Consider the following 20,331-nt stretch of genomic DNA (forward strand, 5'->3'; position numbering starts at 1 on the left):
TCATTAAAAAAATCTACTTAGAGTAGATTTTTTTAATGTTCCTAAAATATTTAAAAAGATTTTTATCTTTCATACACCTCAAAAGTTTTTTGAATCATTTGTTCTTTTGAAAAATTACTTTTTACCCTCTCGTGCCCCAGCTCGCCCATTTTTTGTAAAGCAGGTTTATCTGAGAATATTTTTTCTAGGACCTCTGCCCATATTTCAGAACTAGAATCTCTAGGAATCAACACTCCGACATCACTCGACACTGCTTCAGATATTCCTCCAACATCACTTGCAAGCACTGCGCACCCCTCGGCCATCGCTTCGAGTATTGTCATTGGGAAACCTTCCCATAGTGTAGGTAAGACAAATACAGAACTTTCTCGTAAAGTTTTTCGTACAAGACTCCCATCGCACTCGCCCATCATATGTACATGTGCGCTCAAGTCCAACTTTTTAATTAATATCTCTAAATCAGGTCTTTGTGCCCCATCGCCTATAATAGACAGTTTCGGTAATTCCACACCTTTGTTTTTTAAAATATGAAGTGCGCGAATCAAAACTTCTGGTTGTTTTGGAGGAACAAGTCTACCAACAAAAACTATTGAATTTGTTTTCTCTGTAGATATGTTGTCCACTATAGTTACGCCGTTATATACAGTAACCACTTTCTCATCTCGAAGTAACAAGAATTTTTTTATATTCTTTCTATCGTTTTCCGAAACAGCAATAATTTTTTTACAAAATCTAGATGCGATAAATTCTGCAACAATCGCAATTGGCTTTCTCCAGAGCGGAGCGCCTTTTGTAAACGCTATACCGTGAGCAGTGAAAATTGTTGGGTATTTTCTACCCAGAGCAAGTCTGCCGATAAACCCTGCAAAAGAACTATGAACTGAAATTATTTCAGGATTAAATTCTTTTGCGACCACTCTCAAGTCTAGGTATGTTTGCAAAATAGAAAAAGGATTGAATGTATTACCAAGTTTTGAAGATACATACACTTCAAAGCCGTATTTGGTAGCTTCGTCTACCAAATACCCCTCACCTCCAGTTACGAGCAAGACCTGATCTCCTTTTTCTTTATGACTCAGCAAAAGTTCGTGGAGTACACTCTGCGCTCCACCACGTTCTGCTTTTGTGATTAGATATAAAATACGCATTAAATTTTATCGAAGAAATATAAACTAACTTCAGGAAAAGATTTTATATTTTTATCTATATAAGATACAACTTGCTGACTCTTTTCTATGTTTGGATTGATCGCAAGTCCTTTTTGCGCCCACTCACGAGCAAGATTAAATTTACCTTGATACAAAGACAGGACAGATTTCATCCAATACCCTTGTGGAATCTCAGGATTCATCTCTATAGCTTTGTCTAATACCAAACTTGCTTCCTCGAGCCTATTTACCCCAAGCAGATTGCTATACATCAACACATCGGCGTAGTTAAAATGCGCGCGAATATCATTTGGATGACTGTCTAAATAATTTTTGTATTCATTTGCAAATATCTCAAGTTCTTTTTTGAAGTTTTCTTGGTTTTTTGGATTTTCGATTGACGCTGGATTTTCTGATATTCCTCTTTGGAAATCAGTCGATGTTCTCCAGAGAAAAGAAGGCAGATCCATAGGTGAACCAAAAAGTACAGGATACATCGGCAATCTCTTCTCAGCACTTCCAACTGTACGAATAGTTCCATTTGTATGTTCAGCTCGAGCTATAGGCATAGTCCCAGCGAAAAATGCCCAACCAAAATATCCAATCAAACAAACTGCACCTATATATTTTATATATACAGGAACAGCTAAAGTATGATTACTTTCTTTATTGTTTTCGATATAAGTTTTACGGTATAGATTTGAAGCTAGTGCAATCATAATCAAAACCGCAACCAGAGATATAGTGGTATCAAAAGCTGTTTGAAGTTCCGCTAAGTGTCCTAAAAAGTAAATTATCAATATTGAAGCTAAGAGTTGATCATTTTTTTCTTTTGATTTTAGTAACACATAAACTAGTGAACCCAGTACAACAAAATACACAAGCAGGTAGAAAGACAACCCAATATATCCAGTGTCTACTGCTTGATCGATAAATACATTGTGTGCTCTGTCGAACCAAGCTTCGTTACCGAAACGCTCTTCTAGAAGTCTATTGTCATAATTTTGTTCAAACCCTCGATCAAAGTTGTCAGTTCCCCATCCGAGCAATGGTCTTTCCTTTATCATATTTGCAGATAGTTCCCAGACTATAGGTCTAGCACTTGTTGCCTGACTCAAATAAACTCCTCTTAGATACCCATCTTCAGCCAAGAAAGATCTTATCAGCACAGCAGAAGAGACTAGGGTTATTACTAGAGCACCCCATATCAGCCCTCTCCTTATCTTTGCACTTGATATTTTTGAACCGAAATAAAAAACTACTAAAGCAAAAAGTGATATAGCTAAAACATACGCACCCGCACGAGCTTCTCCGACAATCCCCATAGGATTAGTAACCAAATCCACCTGCCCCTTCCAAACCTTATGACTTATGATATAAGGGTTTATAAAAAATGCGACAGGCAAAAGTCTATGCCACCACTTTTTTTCACTACTTTCTGTCGAGCGAACAAGGTATATAGAAATCAAAAATGCAGCAAACAAATACATTGCAGCGAAAGTCGAGTTACCAAAAGAAAACCCATCCCACAACCTTGTTTTAAATATAAGACCCAATCCTTCCGGACCTAGTAGAGATAGTACTGAAAAAATACCTGATGAAACTGCAAAAACCTTCAAGAAACCTCTTTGGACTTCTTCGTCTTTAAATAAATATGACAAGAAGTAGTAAATCATCACAAGATGAGAAAAGAAAAATATACCACTTACGCGTGCTGCCTTAGACCAAAAAGATATTGATGGATCTACACCGTTTAGACCAGCTAAAACCAAAACAATAAAATACATAGACAAAACTAAGGCTATAGGTGACTTGAAAAGTTTCACTTCCCTGTTTTTTTTAAATAGAGATATGGCAAATATGATAGCCAGGATCTCAATTATAATCATCAGAAAAATAGCCCGGGATGATGTTCCGTTGTACAAATAACCTTTAAATAAAATTATTGGGAAAAGTGCAATAAATCCCACCAAAACATATCTGATTAGTTCAAATATTCCACTTTTTAATTGATTTTTAGACATGCTTTTATTATACGCACCATTCATCCAAAAACAACAAAACCGCCCCGAAGGGCGGTTTTGTTTACCTGTAAAATTTACAGTATCAAGCGAGACTAGTTAAGAGTTCCGTATGAAGTCTTAAATGAGTCAAGGTTTGAAGTGTAAGAGTTACTTGGTGTTGCATCTGTTGATGTTGTTGTCCATCGGATTCCAGATAGTGCAGCGCGGTATAGACCTGCTGCTCCAGCTGTAGGAAGCTGAACTGAAACCGTAACCTCAAATGTGTTTTCTTCACCATTTGTAAGTTCAAATAGACCTGCAGCATTTACAGAAGTGTTAGTTGTGTTAGCAAGTACAGCTGAAACTCCACCTGTTGTAGCAGTTCCTGCACGGTCAACAGTTACAGATGTGTAACCATCTGTGTTTGCACCTGTTGTATCGTCAGCAAGTGAAGAAACGTAAATTGTTTCTCCAACAGCCTTCACCTTGTACTTGATAGTAAATGATCCTAGGTCATCGTTTGCTGATCCACCATCAGATATTGAACCAACTGAAGCTGATACGAAAGTAACCATGATTCCGTTTGAGCGAAGCTGTTGAGCCTCACCTGTAGCAGTACCAGTTTTCTCTGTATCATCTGTCAATTGATCACCTTCTTCGTCCTCAGCATCAATGTAGTCATTGTTTGTTGAAGTCAAAGATGCAAGCAATGTGTCTCCTTCTGCGAATACAGTTCCATCGATTTCTTTTATGTCAGCTTGAACTTCGAAGTCTACTGTATCACCAGCAGAAAGTGTGAAGTCTAGGTTATCGAATGTGATTGTACCTGTAAGAGCAGCAGTGATTGTCATTGTCTCTGTGTATTCCTCACCGTCAATTATCAACTTAACAGATGTAGCGATATCATCGATACCGTTAGCAGTTCCTGAAGAAGTTGCTGTGAAAGTGATAGGAAGTTCATCGATAATGATGTCTGAATCTCCTTCTGCTTCAAGAGTTCCCATAAGTAGAGATACGTCATCTGTTGAACCTGTATCACTTACCAATGCGATTCCAGCTTCTGGTGAATCTGAGTCTAGTGTAACTACTAGTTCAGTATCAGCAGCATCTGAGAATGAAACGAAGTCAATAGTAACATCCATTCCTGGCATATCACCTGTTGAGTCATCAGTTGTTGTAACACCTGATCCATCAACGAATCTTATGTTAAGTACATCAACATCCCATGAATCTCCAGTAAGATCTGAAGAATCGAATGTTCCTGCAGCATTAACTACGATGTAGAAGTTCTCAGTTTCGTCTGCTCTAATAACAGCACCGTCAAGTGATACTGTTCTTGTGTAGATATCAGATGATTCTGTGAATTCATCAACGTCTGCTGAGCCAACTTCTGTTGAACCCATCATGATTGAGATTGAATCAATGTAGTCATCTAGGTGTAGTGAACCAGTGTTTCCAGTTGAATCGAATTGAATCTTCATAGATGAGATTTCGATATCACCATCGTTTGTAGCTTCAACTTCGAAACCTGCAACTGTAACATCATCTTGTCCCTCACCAACCTCTTCGCCACTGTATGAACCAAGTTCTGTAACGTTAGAGATATCTCCGAAAGATCCTGCTAGAGGACCAGTTGGAGTTGTTGTTCCTGCACATGAAACTCCAGTTGTAGGAGAAAATCCTACTGTTGAAGTACATCCTGCTGGAAGAGTTGTAGCTGCAGCACATGAAGCGCCAGTTGTTACACTGTAGCCTGTGTTTGAAGTACATCCCGCTGGGTAAGAGCCAGTAGCCATACCGTTGATAGATGCTGCAGTCATAGGACCAACAACACCATCAGCTGTAAGACCGTGAGCTGATTGATAAGAAACAACAGCTGCCTTAGTCAAAGGACCAAAGTTGCCGTCTGCAGTAAGACCTCCAAGAGCTGTCTGTAGGTTTACTACTTGTGTTCCACTTGAACCTTGTGAAAGGTTTGGAGGAACTGTAACCAAAGCATATGTTGATTTTGCTAGTGCAAGAACTGCAACAAAAGCGAAAGCAACAACTGCGAATTTTGTAAATTTACTCATAATTAAAATTATCCTTGTTAATCGCCGCGTGGTATTTTTCTTTATCAAAAATACTCGCTAGCCATACACGTAATTAATAGTCTAGTTTCGACGAAACTAAATTGGTGTGTATGTTGTGCCCGATACTTATCACCGAACACTGTTCAGGCACTTAATTAAGGTGTCTGAACCTTTTGAACTCTCCGATAGGGAGAATTCATTCTGCCTTGTCGACAGGGCATATTTATCAGTATGTCGCCAAGTGAAAAACAAAAACATCGCGCCAATAAATTGGACGCGAAAAATTATTTGATTTTCAATGAGCGATCATATTGAAACGAAACACTTTGTTCTTGTCTATGTTCCTATCAACAAACAACAAGAACGTTCTGACAGTGTAGCATATTCTTTAAAAATAAGCCACAACTGTACATATTCATTATAAGACCCACAATGTTTTAAAGCATAGCGGCTTATGTGGATAACTTGTTAAATAGCAAGCTATTTTTGTTATCTATGAATATTGAAGCTTCTAGGCTCTATAGGTGTTATCACCCATAAACAGACTTTTCGGCTTCATATAACTAGACGATATATATAGTATGTTTCTTACAAATAAAAACTCTATATAAGTGAGTATTTTGACCAACGCTTCTCCCCTGTCTTTTTGAGAATATTGTCCTTTACAAGAGCGGTTAATTCACGCTGAAGTGTCTTTTCGCTACAGTTCTTAACTATAAGAGAAATGTCCTTTACGGTTACTGAGTTATTGTTCTTTAGTGCTAATAGTATTGAATTTCTTCGCTCATTTTTAATTGCTATATCAACTTTTTTAGATTGACCTGCTTGCTTGTCCTTTTTACTTTCTGTGTTTATGTCTTTTATATTTTTTGTATTAGTGTGTCCTTTATAAAAATCGTTTGTTGCAGGACCGGACTGTCCTTGACCATTAGATTTATTTAAAAATATCTTTAGTAGATTATTCTCTTCCGATATTTCAGTAGGTTCACTTTTAAATTCTTCGCTTGGTCCGAAAGTAAAATTTTTCAAAAAATCAGCTCTTTCTAGATCTAAAGATTTCAATCCTTCTATTGTAAATACAGACTTATTATTTTGAATTCTGAGCATAACTAAGTCACTTGAAAGTTTGGTAAGTTCCCGCATTAAAACACTACTGTTCATGGTACCTATAAGTCCAACTATTTGAGATATTTCTAGAAAAGAAAGTAGGCTTCTGATTATTTGCTCAGCAGATTCAATTTCAAAGTTTGTCTTTATTGCTGTTTTATTGTCCGTTAGACCAATAGTTTTTAGAAGGTCCAAAGATGATGTCCTTAATGAACTTTTCATTGGCTCTCCGTCTTCTATGCATTCTGTGACCATATATAAAGCAGTAACTATCTTCTGTGTCCTTTTAAGCAAAGAACTGGCTTTTGTATTCTGGGCTTTATTTTCAACAGAGAATACAGGAGAACCTATTTCCCCTTCATTTCTGTTTTCTATGTGACTATTAGACGAGATGTCCTTTTTAATATCCATGTCCTTTATAAATTAGATGTGTCCTTAATAAAATTCGGCTCACTAAAAATCGTGTCCATTATATATGAGACATCATGCATTTGTAAAGCAAATGGGAAAATATCTTTATAAAATAAAAGGAAAAATGCTATACTAATGTTTATCATGGCAAAAAATATAGCTAAAAATAGCAAGAAGGGTGATGTTGGTAAAAAGACCTCTTCTGATGTAAAAAAAGTGCCTGTTTCTAGATTAAAAGATGAGACAAAAAATGGAGTTTACGCGATATTGTGTCTGACTATAGCATTCTTTCTACTTCTATCTCTTTGGAACAATGCTGGCGTAGCTGGATCATTTTTCTACAATTTATTTTCAAAATTATTGGGTGTTGGATATTATCTACTTCCAATATTTTCTATCGCTCTTGGTATATCTTTTCTTAGATCCGAAAGACCTAGTTTGGCACTAACGCACTCCATAGGAACTGCACTCTTTTTTATATCTGTTTTAGGTATTATCGATATTGTAGTTTTATCAAACACCTTACCGGGTGGATACATAGGACGGATAATCGCATGGCCTTTTGTCGCACTATTTGATACATATGCAAGTATTTTATTTTTAGGAGCACTACTAATAATCTCAATATTTATATTATTTGATACTCGACCAAACATGGGCACACTTCCTGTTCGGGTTAGAAATTTCTTGTTTGGTAAAAAAGACAACGAAGAAGAAATGGAAACTGAGGCATATGTAGCCAAACCAGAAGACACCACAAATCCTGAGCCAGAAAAAATAGAAGAAATAAAAAAATCTGAACCAGAAACAAAAAAGAAAGATGGCAAAGATTCTGTGGCAGACGAAGAATTCGTTTTAGCTAAATCAAAAAATAAAGCTAGTACTTACACTCCCCCACCTCTATCACTTCTAGAACCAGACAAAGGCAAGCCAAATGTTGGAGACATAAAAGCAAACGCAAATATAATTCAGCGCACTTTAGCAAACTTTGGAATTATAGTAGAGATGGATGAGATAACTATCGGACCTACTGTTACAAGATACGCACTGAAGCCTGCCCAAGGTGTGAAGCTTTCTCGTATCGCAGCACTGCAAAATGACCTAGCTCTCGCACTTGCCGCCCATCCTATACGTATGGAGTTGCCTATTCCTGGAAAGTCACTCGTGGGAATAGAGATCCCGAACAAAACAAAATCAACTGTCGGTCTCGGTGCACTTCTTGCAGATCCGAACTTTATAAATTCTCCAAAACCTTTGATATTTGCACTTGGAAGAAATGTTGCGGGTAAGCCTACTCATATAAATATAGCCAAAGCTCCTCATGCCCTTATTGCGGGTACAACTGGATCTGGTAAATCTGTCACCATACACGCACTTATTACTTCACTTCTATATAGAAACGGACCTGAGGACCTAAAATTCATAATGGTGGATCCAAAACGCGTAGAACTAACTCTATACAACAAGATCCCCCACCTTCTTACGCCTGTTATTACTGACGCCAAGAAATGTATATTGGCGCTTAAGTGGGCAGCAAAAGAAATGGAAAGACGTTATGACATACTACAGAGTCATTCTGTTCGAGATATTGAGTCATACCATGACAATATATATGCCAAAAAACCAAAAGATAGTGAAGAGATTATGGACCGTATGCCTTATATAGTTATCATAATCGACGAGTTGGCTGATATTATGCAAGCTTATCCTCGTGAACTAGAGAGTGCTATCGTTCGCCTAGCACAAATGTCTCGCGCTGTCGGAATACATCTTATACTCTCTACTCAGAGACCTGAGGTAAACGTGATCACAGGACTTATCAAGGCAAACGTACCTACTCGTATAGCTCTACGTGTTCCTACTCAAGTAGACTCTCGAACAATTCTAGATACAAGCGGAGCTGAAAAACTTCTAGGAGCTGGAGATATGCTCTTCTCTGGAGGAGAAGGTCAACCAGAACGTCTACAATCTGCATTTATATCAGAAGACGAGGTCAAAAAGTTGTAAAATATCTATCAGAAGCATTTAGAAACGAAGTTCCAGGTGACGATATAGCTTTTTCGGGTCCCCTAACAAGCGAACCTAGTATATTTAGCGCGACTCTAGACAACGATACTAGCGAGGATGATGATTTATATGAAGAAGCTAGGCAAATAGTTATAGAAACACAGAAAGCTTCAACTTCATTCCTTCAGAGAAAACTTGGTATAGGCTACGCAAGAGCAGCTAGACTAATAGATATCCTAGAAGAAAGAGGTGTAGTCGGTCCTGGTAATGGAGCAAAACCTAGAGAGGTCCTGGAAAAAACTGCTGAAGCAGAGCAATCTGGATTTACTGGATAAAATATGACCTTCAAACAAAAAGCTGGTATGGGTGCAGGCATTGTATTCGGAATAATAGTTTTTTTATATGCAATTTTTAGACTTCATGACCTAATATTCGGAATAAATATAAAAGTTGAAGGCATAGAGAATGGTATGGTTGTCACAGATCCAAATATACAAATAGATGGTAATGCAAAAAGGGCTAGTTTTGTCACCCTAAATGGAAATGAAGTATTTATATCAAAAGAAGGAGATTTTAGTGAACCAATAGTACTTTTACCAGGAGAGAATGTGGTATCATTGTATGTGAAAGATAAATTCGGTAAAGACACAACCGAGATATATAAAGTAGTCTATTTAGTAAGTAATCAATAAATTTATGGCATTCAAAAAAACAGCCCCAAAAGAAAAGAAGCAAGTAGGAATGGAGATTGAAGATACAATTCGTTCCATTCAAACAAAATTCGGAGAAGGTGCAATTATGAAACTTGGTGACACACCAAAAGTAGACATAAATACTATTTCTACTGGATCGCTCGGGCTTGATATGGCTCTTGGAGTTGGTGGTGTCCCCCGCGGACGTATAATAGAAATATTTGGACCAGAATCATCTGGAAAAACAACTCTTGCGCTTCACATAGTTGCCGAAGCACAAAAGACTGGAGGTGTTTGTGCATACATAGACGCAGAACATGCAATGGATCCAGTTTATGCAAAAAATCTTGGTGTTAAAACAAATGAACTTCTAATTTCTCAACCAGACACAGGAGAGCAAGGTCTTGAAATATGTGAATCACTTGTACGATCTGGAAAAATCGACGTAGTAGTAATAGACTCAGTTGCAGCTCTTACTCCAAAAGATGAAATCGAAGGTGATATGGGCGCTCAGCACGTGGGCAAACAAGCTCGCCTAATGTCCCAAGCTTTGCGAAAACTTACAGCAATCGTTGCTCGATCAAAGACAACTGTTATTTTCATAAACCAAATAAGAATGCAGATTGGCGTAATGTTTGGAAATCCTGAAACTACACCAGGAGGAAAGGCGTTGAAATTCTATACATCAGTTCGACTAGATATACGTCGCATAGCTCAAATTAAAAAGGTGAAGAAGTTGTAGGAGGGCGCACACGAGTAAAAGTAGTAAAAAATAAAGTTGCCGCTCCATTTAAACAAACTGAGTTCGATATAATATACGGAGAAGGAATATCCCGCGAAGGTGAACTAATGGCTTTAGGTGAAAAACTTGGAATAATCACAAAATCTTCAGGTGGTTCATATGAGTACAAAGGCAAAGATGGCGAAGGTGCAGTGAAACTTGGACGAGGATATGACGCAACACGTACGTTTTTGAAGGAAAATTCAAAACTATCTAATGAAATTTTGAAACAAGTTAAATCTCGCTTTGGAGAAATACAAGTTTCAAGTAGTGGAGAGTAATAAAAAAAGACACTAGCAAGAATTCCCCTTCGGGGGTTTTCTTTTGCCTATAACTTTTATTTCATCAGTGGTAATTTATTGTTTAGTTCTCGGAAAATTTTAAATTACTAAGTACATGATATGGGTTACAAAAAACAAAAACCCTTACGGGTTTTTTTATATTGTTTTTATAGAAATACACTATCCAATGTATTTGGAGTAGATGTAATCATATTTTTTCTATATGAATTTAAAAAATACCTAACAACTAGCACAGACAGTAGTAGCACAATCATCAAAACGAACTGCTTGTTATCAAATGCAGAATATATAATTCGGGCGACTTTTCTTGAAGCGATCAAAAGACACAATATCCCAATTAAAGTAAAATATGGGCTCCATAGGTCTTTTGATTCTGCCAAATACTCCCCTACTAATGCATAAAACATTCCAACAATGTATACGCAAATATAAAAAAATATAATTACAAAACTATATATTTCCATAAAAATAGCTTTTCTAGATTGTACTCCTTGTATAAAATATATCAACCAAAAGATTAAACCCGCTCCGCGAATGCGGAACGGGTTTGTGAATTAGTTTTCCTCAATGCCTTTTGCAATAGCACCCAGCATCACCGCAAAAGTGATTGTAGATGGAATTGCAAATACAAAGGCTCCCGCAAATACAGTTACCTCTCCTAGAATAGATAGCGGGGTTCCGTATGCACTTTCTATGACTAAAGTCATAAGTGCCATAATGAACACGAATGCAGCAATGTAAGCCACACAAGAAAATAAGATTACCAATATTCTCATACGTTTTATTTTTTTATATTATGTCATATATAGATAGATAAGTCAATAAAATAACCGTTGCAAAATAAGGCTGTTTGGGCTAGAATCTTTGTGTTATTAGCTAGAGCCTAACGGCCTAATTTCATTCAACATGTCTATACTTTCCTACAGTGAAATAAAAGAAAAAAAGATCATTATTTGGAACGAGGAGCCTTTTGAGGTCCTTGAAAGTCACGTTGCTCGCACTCAACAACGCAAACCTCAAAACCAAGTAAAAATGCGCTCACTTATAAACGGTCGCGCAGTAAACGAAACTTTCCGCTCATCTGATACAGCGAGTGAGGCAGATTTGGAGAAACGTGAAGTAAAATTCCTATATACAAACAAGGGTGAGTTCTGGTTCGCAGACCCTAGCGACCCAAGCAATCGTTTTAAACTCGATGAAAAAATACTAGGATCAAATGTAAAATTCCTAAAACCAAATGAGAACGTAACAGCTCTCGTATGGACAGATGAGGATGATGAAGAGAAAATCATAAGCATCAATCTTCCTATTAAGATGACATATGTTGTTAAGGAAGCTCCACCCGCAATCAAAGGCGACACTCGAACTGGAGGAAACAAGGTTGTCACTCTTGAAAACGGTGCTACTATAAACGCTCCCCTGTTTATTGCCGAAGGCGATAAGATAATCGTAAATACAGAAACTGGTGAGTATGTCGAGCGAGCTTCCGATAAATAATCTTTACAAAAAAAGAAAACCCGCTGTATAGCGGGTTTTTGTATTTAATTTTGCTCTAAGTTCGCATACTGACGTTCCCAAAGTGAGCGATAAAGCCCATCAGGTAGATTCATAAGTTCATTATGAGTTCCACGTTCATATACTCGTCCTCCATCGATAACAATGATCTCATCGAGCTGAGCGACAGTAGTAAGCCTATGGGCTATAACAAGCATTGTCTTGCCTACCATCTCACGAAGCACCATTTGTACTTCATTTTCAGTTTCGGTATCAAGTGCGCTCGTCGGCTCATCAAGCATGAGTATCTCTGCATCTTTCAAAAATGCAGCAGCGATAGCAAGTCTTTGGCGTTGTCCGCCAGAGAGTTTTACTCCCCGCTCACCTACAAGTGTGTCATATCCTTTTTCCAATTTCTCGGTTATAAAGCTATGACATGATGCACGTTTTGCAGCAGCTACTATCTCTTCCATTGTTGCATCCGGTTTTCCAAACGCAATTATTTCTTTTATTTTCCTATGCGGGAAACTTGGATCTTGTGATACATAACTCAAAGTTTGCCTAAGCTCTTTTTGGGTAATATCACGTATGTCCACTTTTCCAATAGTAATCGATCCATATCCATCAGGTATATCGAATTGTCTTAGCAAGAGTCTAGTAATAGTTGTCTTACCTGCACCTGTTGTGCCCACAAATCCATATCTTTTTCCTGGCTTCAAGCAAAGATTCAAGTGATCCAATACCACCGAATCTTTATTTGGATATTTAAATGACACATCGTTGAAGCAAATCGTACGATCACCATTGAGCTTTTTAGGCTCTGGTGTGTCTTGAATCGTAGGATCTTCACTCAACACAATCGACATGTCATATGCATCTGCGAGAGATTTGCGAATATTTGTTATAGCCCTTGAAACTTGCCACATATAACTAGTAAGTGTACCGATATATGAATAGATCAATACTACTGTACCAATAGTTACCAACCCAAGGGTCGCTTGTCTGATAACTATATACATAGACACAAGCTTGAACGTAAGGACGAGCAGGGATTGTATTGCATTGAATTTATTCCCTAGAAGCCACGCCTTTGCTCTATGCTTGTATTCATCGTAAGTGGTTTTTTTAAATTCATCGTGCTCTCTGTCTTCAGCGGTATACGAATGAATCATATGAACACTTCCAATAATATCACTCATGTGTCCTGTTGTATGAGAATCTGCATCTGCAGATCTCAAGTCATATGGCGTTCTCTTTTTAGAAAAATAAAACGACAATAACAAGAACGACAAGGTCCATACAACAAATACAAACCCCAGTCCAGGCATGGTACTAAATACCACAAAGAATACTCCGCATAATATTATAAAAACACGAAGTAACGTAAAAACAAATTCATCGAATACTGTTTCTGTGGTCCCAGCAAACCTCCTACTTTTAGCGACTATAGAACCTGCAAACGTACTTAGGAAAAAATCCGTACTACGTTTAAGCAAATCCTTGATTGCATAGTCTTTAAGGTATTTTATTATCTTGGTCTCCGTATGAACGATAAACCAGTCTCCAAGTCTATTTGCCATCCAAGCAAATACACCTCCAACCGCAATAAGACTAAAAAATACAAGCGTGTCACCTTTTTTTGCGACAATAGAATCAATCAACATTTTCCAGAAAACTGGCTCAAGGACTGACTCAATAAATATCGCAATACCGTAAAATAGCATTGTTGCAAATGCAATTTTACGGAAAGCATAAAAAGCTTTTTTCCAATGCTTCCATACAGGAGCAAAAAGTTGTTTCTGTTGCATATTTCTTTATTTATTTTTTTGAATGAACAATATGGTTTAAAACATCCTATTGGTTGCCCGATAGGATGTTTTAAACATTCAAGATAGATTCTTAAATCCTTTTAACATCCGGTCCGGCCGGGATTGAGATATTTGAAACGACAGAATACGCACGTTCAAAAACGATTGGTGTAACCGCCCCGAACTTATGTGCGAGACTGATTGAAGTATTTGATTGTGTGTTTATCATATTCATAACTTTATTATCTTAGCATATTTTTAAAAAAAGTCAAACTATTGTTTGGGGAAAACAAAAACACCCCGCGCCTGCGGGGTGTTTTTGTTTTATTTTGCGATATAAGGCATCAAACCCATGAAGCGTGATTGCTTTATAGCAAGAGCAAGCTTTCTTTGGTTCTTTGCAGTCATATTTGTCTTCTTTCGAGACAAGATACGTCCGTTCGGATTCACAAATTTTCGCAAGACATCAATATCTTTGTAGTCGATATGCTTGATGTTATTTGCTGAGAAATAATCTTGTTTCATAGTTTTTATAATTAATTTTTAAAACGGTATATCTTCGGCGTTTATGTCTTCAGATGGATATTCAATTGTATCTGGCTCTCCAGAATTTTTTGAAGGACCTTCTGATTTCGACAAATCTCCACTCGCACCCCCAGAACTTTTTGGACCAAATTGGAAATTTTCGACAACTATTTCAGTGCGATATTTCTTTTGACCATCCTGCTCCCAGCTTCTAGTTTGCAGACGTCCGTCTACATATAGAGAATTCCCTTTCTTGCAATACTGAGATATAAGCTCAGCTGGCTTACCGAAAGCCACTAAGTTGTGGTATTCAGTAGAATCTTGTTTTGCACCATTTGCATCTTTCCAAGATCTATTTGTTGCTAGACTAAAACTTGCAACTTTCACACCTGACGGAAGAGATTTTAGCTCAGGGTCTCTTGTTAGATTCCCAATGAGCATAGCTTTATTGAGATACATAATTATTTTTATACTTACTTAATAATTCGACGTAAACCTAATTTTCTATATTGTATAACAATTTACAAAACTTATCGTCTTTTATTCAGCAGCAACCATCTTCTCAATTTCTGCATCTACCTCCTCTTTGTTTATAGGAAGTTTTACTTCGTCTTCAGTAGAACGAGTCTTCTTTGCAGAATCTTTACCGAAAGGCTTCTTTGATATAAGAGTATTCTCGCGAATAGTCTTTATAGCCAAGAATCTTATTATCTCTTCGTTCATAGCAAGAAGCTTAGAGATTTCTTCGATCTTACTTGGATCAAGTTCAAATTTTACCCATCCAAAATAAGCCTTCAAAAACTTCTCTTTCTTGTTTGCGATTGTACGATCCATTCTGTATGCAAGATCGATTAGACGAGGATGATCTTCAGATATGAATACTCCCCCTCTTTCAGTTATCAAATCTTTGATTGCAGTAACTTTCGCTCCCAATTGCTCCTCAGCTATATGAGGCACAAAAAGATAAGATATTTCGTATACAGTTAATTTTTTTATTTCGTTTTCCATAATAAAAGCGCCGAAAGGCGCCCGAATTTAATTTCGTAAAAATCCCGCTTCGGACCAAGGAGCCACAGAGTCAGATCTGTGACTAACGGGATGTGCCCATACTAACAGGGCATAGTCTAAAAATCAAGCTTGAAAAACCTTTTAGAGTTTTCAATCAAAACATTCCGCACCTCCTCCTCATCTAGGCCTTTTATACGAGCAATTGCTTTATAAACCTCCTCTACCATCCATGGTTCGCAAGTTTTGCCTCTATAAGGCACTGGGGCTGCGTATGGGGCGTCTGTTTCGGCCATTATAGACTCTAGTGGCAAGAATCGGATCACCTCGTCATAGTCGCCCGAGAAAGTAACCGGCCCATCAAAACTCATAGTATGTCCGCCTTCGAGCGCTCTTTTAGCTACATCTACATTGCCCACAAAAAAGTGAAAATTGGCACGTACTCCTACTCCACCAAGAATATTCAAAACTTCTTCATATGCATCCATACTCCCCTTACTTGGACGAGAATGTATCATAAGCGGCTTACCGACTTTTTCTGCAAGTTCGATATGTTTTAAGAAAATTTCTTTTTGACGAACTTTTGATTCTTCACTCTCGTTTCGGAAATAATCCAAACCTGTCTCACCTATCGCAACAACTTTAGGATTTTTAGCGAGCTCTTCTAGCTCATCACTCCAAGACTCTTCATGATTTGGATGTATCCCAACTGTCGCATATAAAAAATCATTTTGTTCAGCAAGACGAATAGCTTCACGAGTTGTCGCAAGCTCTGTTCCAACTGTTATGGTCGCAACACCTTTTTCCTTCATCCGCTCTATCACTTCACTTTGGGTTTCCAAAAGTGGCGAAAGATTTAAGTGTGAATGTATATCTATATATCGTATTTGCATCCCTCTACTATCTCATAAAATTGAGCAAAAAGAAAAAGCCTGATTAATTTATCAGACTTTAAAAAATCACTGAGTGATTAATTCTTTTTTTCCTCTATATAGAAAAGAAAGAATTAATCCAAATACTATAGCTATTAAGCTAAAAATCCAAAAATCAAACCCTGTATATATGTTGTACATAAAAATATATGTTATGCATATAATTGGATAGAAATAAAATCTAATTCGATTTTTAGTAAAATTTTCATTAAATCTTTTATTAACTGCATATATATAGAATATAGTGCAAAGAATTAACAGAATCCAAACAATCAAATTTGAAGCTCCAAACGGCATAATACTATCCGTATTCACAGCTAAAAAAATTATTGTCAGTAATCCGATTATAAAACTTATAAAAATCATTCGTAAAGAGTGAGCTCTATATCCATACTTACTAATTAATAGAAAAAACATCGCAGAAAAAAAAGTTATCCCCAACAAAAAAATAAGATTCTCGAAAGCAAATTTATTTTTTATTTCTACAACTTCTTTTCCGATTACCCTTCCTTCCTTTTTATCCAAAAGTAAATTTAACTCGGTATTTACATATTTTCCAAAAAAACCATAGTCAGAAAAAGTTCGGGTTTCTGAAATTTTTTTATATGATATATACCCGTTTGTATAAATATTCCCCATTTGAAAATTATTTAAGTTCCATTTTGAATCAGATAGGACAAATGACTCTACTGGATACTCAAACGAGCGATTAATCGTACAATTATTGATGGAGTCACACGTCTTCTGGTCGAGTTGTATGTTATGGATATACCATATCTCATCCCTAACCCTTTTTATCTCTACTCCGAGCTCTTTTTTATCGAGAACCACTTCGGACATTGCAGAAAAATAAGCCAATATTGCTACAGCAAAGAACATAATTTTTTTCATAATAATCAATTTTATTTTACAAGATATTACAATATATAAATATTTTTGTCAAAAAGAAAAACCGGAACGATCCGGTTTTATACCTATATGGAGATAAAGTCTTCAGCTTTCCCATTTTTTGTAGCTTTCAATACTTTGAAGCCAACACCTTGTCCATGGATAATATGGAAATAGTATCCATTATATTCCACCAAGGACGTTGTGAATTCGTTGGGAGTATATTTATCCAACTTTCTTCTCAAATTAACTTCCTTTCCATTATCTTGAGCAAAATAGAAAGTTCGGTAAAGATTCTTATTTGGATGAGGTTCTATACCTTTGCTCATTAGCCTCCTCTTATAAGACTCATTATGAGCTTTTCTCAGGCGGTCCATCCACTCATCAAACCTATCCTTTTTAATTACATTTTTAATAAACTCCTTTTCCCAATTATCCCAGTCAAGTCTAGCTCTGCGTTTCCTGGCTTTTTCCAGAGATAAAATTTTCCTTAATGCCTTTTGTCCTTCTGGGCTATCTAAAAAGTCCAAGGTTTTACTAGCCGCTCTGTTAGAAAATTCACTTTTTTTCCCCATTACTAAAATTTTTTATCAGAATACCCCGACATACCCCAAAAGTCAAATCTACCCTACTCTCAAAAATAGAGGTTGTTCTGGTTTTTTATTTAGTCTTAAATTTTTTTCAATTTCTTTTGCTGTTTGTGGGAGCATAGGAATTATCATTTTTTGAATTTTCCAAAGTCTTTTAACGCACTCAGTTATTAAGTCTTTTCCTTTTTGTTCATCATCTTTAATTACTTGAAAAGGTTTATTTTCTTGAATAAATTTATCTGTCTCTGATATATGATGCCAAACTATATTCATAGCAAAACTTATATCAAAATTATCCATGGAAGAATTGAAGTCAGGAGCTCTGTCTATTCCATCATCCACAATAGGATCTTCTAAATACTTTTCAGAAAGTGTTAGTATTCGTGATGTCAGGTTCCCCAATCCATTTGCAAGACCGGCGTTGTATGCGTCTTTGAATCGCTCAAGAGTAAACGGAGAATCTTCGAAACTAGAAACTTCTTTTAGTAAGAAAAATCGCAACGCATCTACGCCATACTCACGAGCAATGTCTTTCGGGTCAACAGTGTTCCCTAGACTCTTACTCATCTTTACCCCACCATCTGCTGTTATGTGCCCGTTTACTATTATCTGGTGAGAGTTTGGTAAGTCTGCAGCCATAAGCATCGCCTGCCACATACTAGCCTGGAAGCGAGTATTGTCTTTACCACAATACTGAGTCGGTGTTCCGTTTTTCCAGTATTTTTCAAAAGTTTTCATATCAGTCGGATATCCAACGTTTGCTATATAGTTCACAAGCGCATCGAACCATACGTACATCACGTGCTCAGGATTACCAGGGACTTCTATTCCCCATGGCATTTTGGATTTAAGACGTGAAATAGAAAAATCTTCAAGTCCGCGCTCGACAAAAGCCCTCACTTCATTGAAACGAAAGTCTGGTATTACGAAGTTTGGATTTTTCTCATAAAAATTTTTCAACTTTTCAGTAAAGGCAGAATACTTGAAGAAATAGTTTTCTTCGTCTATAAGCTCTAGTTCCATATTTGAATGATCGGGACACTTACCATCTACAAGTTCTGAATCTGTCTTTTCGCTTTCACAACCAACGCAATACTTTGTCTGATAGTTTTTCAGATATATGTATCCATTTTTCTCTACCGTGCTCCAGAATTCTTGTGCGGCCTTTATATGTCGCTCGTCAGATGTTCTTATAAAATGAATATCGTTCTTTACTCCAAAAAGTTTTACTGATTCATAAAATTTTTCTACGTTTTCATCTACAAAAGTTTTTACATCTTTACCTTCGCTCTCAGCCTTTTTAAATATCTTGCTACCGTGCTCATCTGTGCCAGAATTGAAAAAAACTTCCTCACCTACAAGTTCATGATATCGAGCTACGGAATCCGCGCGGATAAATTCGAGCGCGTGCCCCATATGTAGTTCCGCGTTAACATACGGCAACGTTGTTGTTATGTAAAAAGGTTTAGACATTTTATACTTCGAGTTTTTTCTTTTCTAAGTCATCAAAAAATTGCAGGAGACAAACTGCGATCGGCACAGCAAGTAATATTCCCCAGAAACCAGCAAGAGTTGCACCAATCAATAGAGACAATATAACTATTAGCGGAGAAACCCCGACAACCTTCTTAACAATCATTGGAGCAAGTATGTATCCTTCGATCTGTTGGACTATTGTATAAAAAAGTATAACTATAACCGCAAGTGAAACTCCCCCGCTCATATATCCAAAGATAATTCCCGGGATTGCAGCCAATATTATTCCAAAAGGAATAAGTTCACATATAGCCGCCGCAAGAGCTAGCAAGAAGGCATATTCAACTCCCATCAGAGAGAGACCAACATAAGTAACTACTCCAATAATTAATCCCAAAAGTAATTGACCCTGAACCCAAAGTCCGATCTTGTGCTCTGTTCTCTGCCATAGACCGATCACATAAGCCTCTTTATTTTTAGGTGTAACTATTCGCAAAAAACTTTCTATACCCTTCTCTTGCATAGAAAGGTAAAAAGAAATAACTATAAGTAAAACTAGATTGAAAATTCCACCAAATAAAACAGATGCCGCGGTAAGGAAACCTCCTGATATACCCGCCACAAAAACCTGGATCTTTGATATTAGAGAAGTAAGAGAAATGTTGTGAGATATTCCAGAAACAATAGCCTTTGCTCCATCAACAGTTGAATCATCTTGGAAATTGGAAAGGAAGCTAGACGAAGGAAGGTAGTCGGCCATAAACCTGACTAGATTTGAAACTTCATTGGTGAACACAGGTAGAAATGCATAAAATATTGCAACAAGCAGAGCCAAGCCCAAGAAATATATACCGAGCACACTAAGAGTTCTATTCATACCAACAATACGATGCATCTTTTTAACCCCAGACTCAACAAAAGAAGCCACTACAATCGAAGCCAATAGGACCAGTACGATATCTTTTATCGCAAATATAAAAAGTATAAAAAGCACAATAAGTGCCGCATTTACTAGACTGCGAAAACTTATATGTACACTAATTTCTTTATTGTGTTCGCTCATAAGAGCATAATAGCACTTAGACTATGT

General features: G+C 37.0%; 20 protein-coding genes and 1 pseudogene. 5 read left to right on the top strand and 16 right to left on the bottom strand.

Going from position 1 to position 20,331, the window contains the following annotated elements; all coding sequences use genetic code 11:
* Nucleotides 1-62 precede the first annotated feature (62 nt).
* The 4 genes from IPJ63_00810 to IPJ63_00825 form a co-directional block, all read right to left on the bottom strand.
* Nucleotides 63-1,148: a glycosyltransferase family 4 protein gene (locus tag IPJ63_00810; GenBank protein QQR76796.1), complete on the bottom strand. Its 1,086-nt coding sequence runs from the start codon at nt 1,146-1,148 to the stop codon at nt 63-65.
* Entirely contained in the window at nt 1,148-3,172 is a 2,025-nt protein-coding gene (locus IPJ63_00815) for an O-antigen ligase family protein (protein ID QQR76797.1), read from the bottom strand. The genes IPJ63_00810 and IPJ63_00815 overlap by 1 nt, the downstream gene beginning before the upstream one ends.
* 92 nt (nt 3,173-3,264) lie before the next feature.
* Nucleotides 3,265-5,223, bottom strand: coding sequence for a peptidoglycan-binding protein (locus IPJ63_00820; protein QQR76798.1), 1,959 nt, complete (start codon nt 5,221-5,223; stop codon nt 3,265-3,267).
* Nucleotides 5,224-5,826: 603 nt separating this feature from the next.
* Nucleotides 5,827-6,741 (bottom strand): hypothetical protein, encoded by a 915-nt coding sequence (locus IPJ63_00825; GenBank protein ID QQR76799.1) that lies wholly within the window; start codon nt 6,739-6,741, stop codon nt 5,827-5,829.
* A 144-nt stretch (nt 6,742-6,885) separates the two neighbouring features.
* Between IPJ63_00825 and IPJ63_00830 the strand changes: the two genes are divergently transcribed.
* From IPJ63_00830 to recA, 4 genes and pseudogenes are all read left to right on the top strand, one after another.
* The gene (locus IPJ63_00830; GenBank protein ID QQR76800.1) at nt 6,886-8,748 is read left to right on the top strand and encodes a DNA translocase FtsK 4TM domain-containing protein; all 1,863 of its coding nucleotides are present in this window, start codon (nt 6,886-6,888) and stop codon (nt 8,746-8,748) included.
* Nucleotides 8,709-9,083 (top strand): hypothetical protein, encoded by a 375-nt coding sequence (locus tag IPJ63_00835; GenBank protein QQR77008.1) that lies wholly within the window; start codon nt 8,709-8,711, stop codon nt 9,081-9,083. Before IPJ63_00830 ends, IPJ63_00835 begins: the two co-directional genes overlap by 40 nt.
* A gap of 3 nt (nt 9,084-9,086) precedes the next feature.
* Entirely contained in the window at nt 9,087-9,440 is a 354-nt protein-coding gene (locus IPJ63_00840) for a hypothetical protein (GenBank protein ID QQR76801.1), read from the top strand.
* 4 nt (nt 9,441-9,444) lie between these two features.
* Nucleotides 9,445-10,502: pseudogene (recA, locus tag IPJ63_00845) on the top strand (recombinase RecA).
* Between the two features lie 167 nt (nt 10,503-10,669).
* On the opposite strand, the gene IPJ63_00850 reads toward recA, so the two are convergent.
* Together IPJ63_00850 and IPJ63_00855 are read right to left on the bottom strand one after the other, a co-directional pair.
* A complete protein-coding gene (locus IPJ63_00850) occupies nt 10,670-10,987 on the bottom strand; it encodes a hypothetical protein (protein QQR76802.1) in 318 nt (105 codons plus the stop codon).
* A gap of 90 nt (nt 10,988-11,077) precedes the next feature.
* Entirely contained in the window at nt 11,078-11,299 is a 222-nt protein-coding gene (locus tag IPJ63_00855) for a hypothetical protein (protein ID QQR76803.1), read from the bottom strand.
* Between the two features lie 130 nt (nt 11,300-11,429).
* On the opposite strand from IPJ63_00855, the gene IPJ63_00860 reads away from it, so the two are divergent.
* Nucleotides 11,430-12,020 (top strand): hypothetical protein, encoded by a 591-nt coding sequence (locus tag IPJ63_00860; GenBank protein ID QQR76804.1) that lies wholly within the window; start codon nt 11,430-11,432, stop codon nt 12,018-12,020.
* A 44-nt stretch (nt 12,021-12,064) separates the two neighbouring features.
* Here the strand turns inward: IPJ63_00860 and IPJ63_00865 are convergent, their stop codons facing one another.
* The 10 genes from IPJ63_00865 to IPJ63_00910 all read right to left on the bottom strand — a co-directional run bounded on the left by IPJ63_00865 (nt 12,065) and on the right by IPJ63_00910 (nt 20,304).
* Complete coding sequence (locus IPJ63_00865; GenBank protein QQR76805.1) at nt 12,065-13,825, bottom strand: ABC transporter ATP-binding protein; 1,761 nt, start codon at nt 13,823-13,825, stop codon at nt 12,065-12,067.
* Between the two features lie 91 nt (nt 13,826-13,916).
* Nucleotides 13,917-14,054: a hypothetical protein gene (locus IPJ63_00870; GenBank protein ID QQR76806.1), complete on the bottom strand. Its 138-nt coding sequence runs from the start codon at nt 14,052-14,054 to the stop codon at nt 13,917-13,919.
* A gap of 95 nt (nt 14,055-14,149) precedes the next feature.
* A complete protein-coding gene (locus IPJ63_00875; protein ID QQR76807.1) occupies nt 14,150-14,350 on the bottom strand; it encodes a 30S ribosomal protein S18 in 201 nt (66 codons plus the stop codon).
* 18 nt (nt 14,351-14,368) lie between these two features.
* Nucleotides 14,369-14,809: a single-stranded DNA-binding protein gene (locus IPJ63_00880; protein ID QQR76808.1), complete on the bottom strand. Its 441-nt coding sequence runs from the start codon at nt 14,807-14,809 to the stop codon at nt 14,369-14,371.
* Nucleotides 14,810-14,890: 81 nt separating this feature from the next.
* The gene (locus IPJ63_00885) at nt 14,891-15,358 is read right to left on the bottom strand and encodes a 30S ribosomal protein S6 (protein ID QQR76809.1); all 468 of its coding nucleotides are present in this window, start codon (nt 15,356-15,358) and stop codon (nt 14,891-14,893) included.
* A 116-nt stretch (nt 15,359-15,474) separates the two neighbouring features.
* Nucleotides 15,475-16,248, bottom strand: a complete 774-nt coding sequence (locus tag IPJ63_00890) for a TatD family hydrolase (protein QQR76810.1) — start codon at nt 16,246-16,248, stop codon at nt 15,475-15,477.
* Nucleotides 16,249-16,314: 66 nt separating this feature from the next.
* Entirely contained in the window at nt 16,315-17,178 is an 864-nt protein-coding gene (locus IPJ63_00895) for a hypothetical protein (protein QQR76811.1), read from the bottom strand.
* 83 nt (nt 17,179-17,261) lie between these two features.
* Nucleotides 17,262-17,750, bottom strand: a complete 489-nt coding sequence (locus IPJ63_00900; protein QQR76812.1) for a hypothetical protein — start codon at nt 17,748-17,750, stop codon at nt 17,262-17,264.
* Nucleotides 17,751-17,798: 48 nt separating this feature from the next.
* Entirely contained in the window at nt 17,799-19,238 is a 1,440-nt protein-coding gene (locus IPJ63_00905) for a methionine--tRNA ligase (GenBank protein ID QQR76813.1), read from the bottom strand.
* A 1-nt stretch (nt 19,239) separates the two neighbouring features.
* A complete protein-coding gene (locus tag IPJ63_00910) occupies nt 19,240-20,304 on the bottom strand; it encodes an AI-2E family transporter (GenBank protein QQR76814.1) in 1,065 nt (354 codons plus the stop codon).
* Nucleotides 20,305-20,331: the final 27 nt, after the last annotated feature.

Source organism: Candidatus Nomurabacteria bacterium, from assembly GCA_016699365.1.
GTDB lineage: Bacteria > Patescibacteriota > Minisyncoccia > Phycocordibacterales > UBA9973 > CAZLWF01.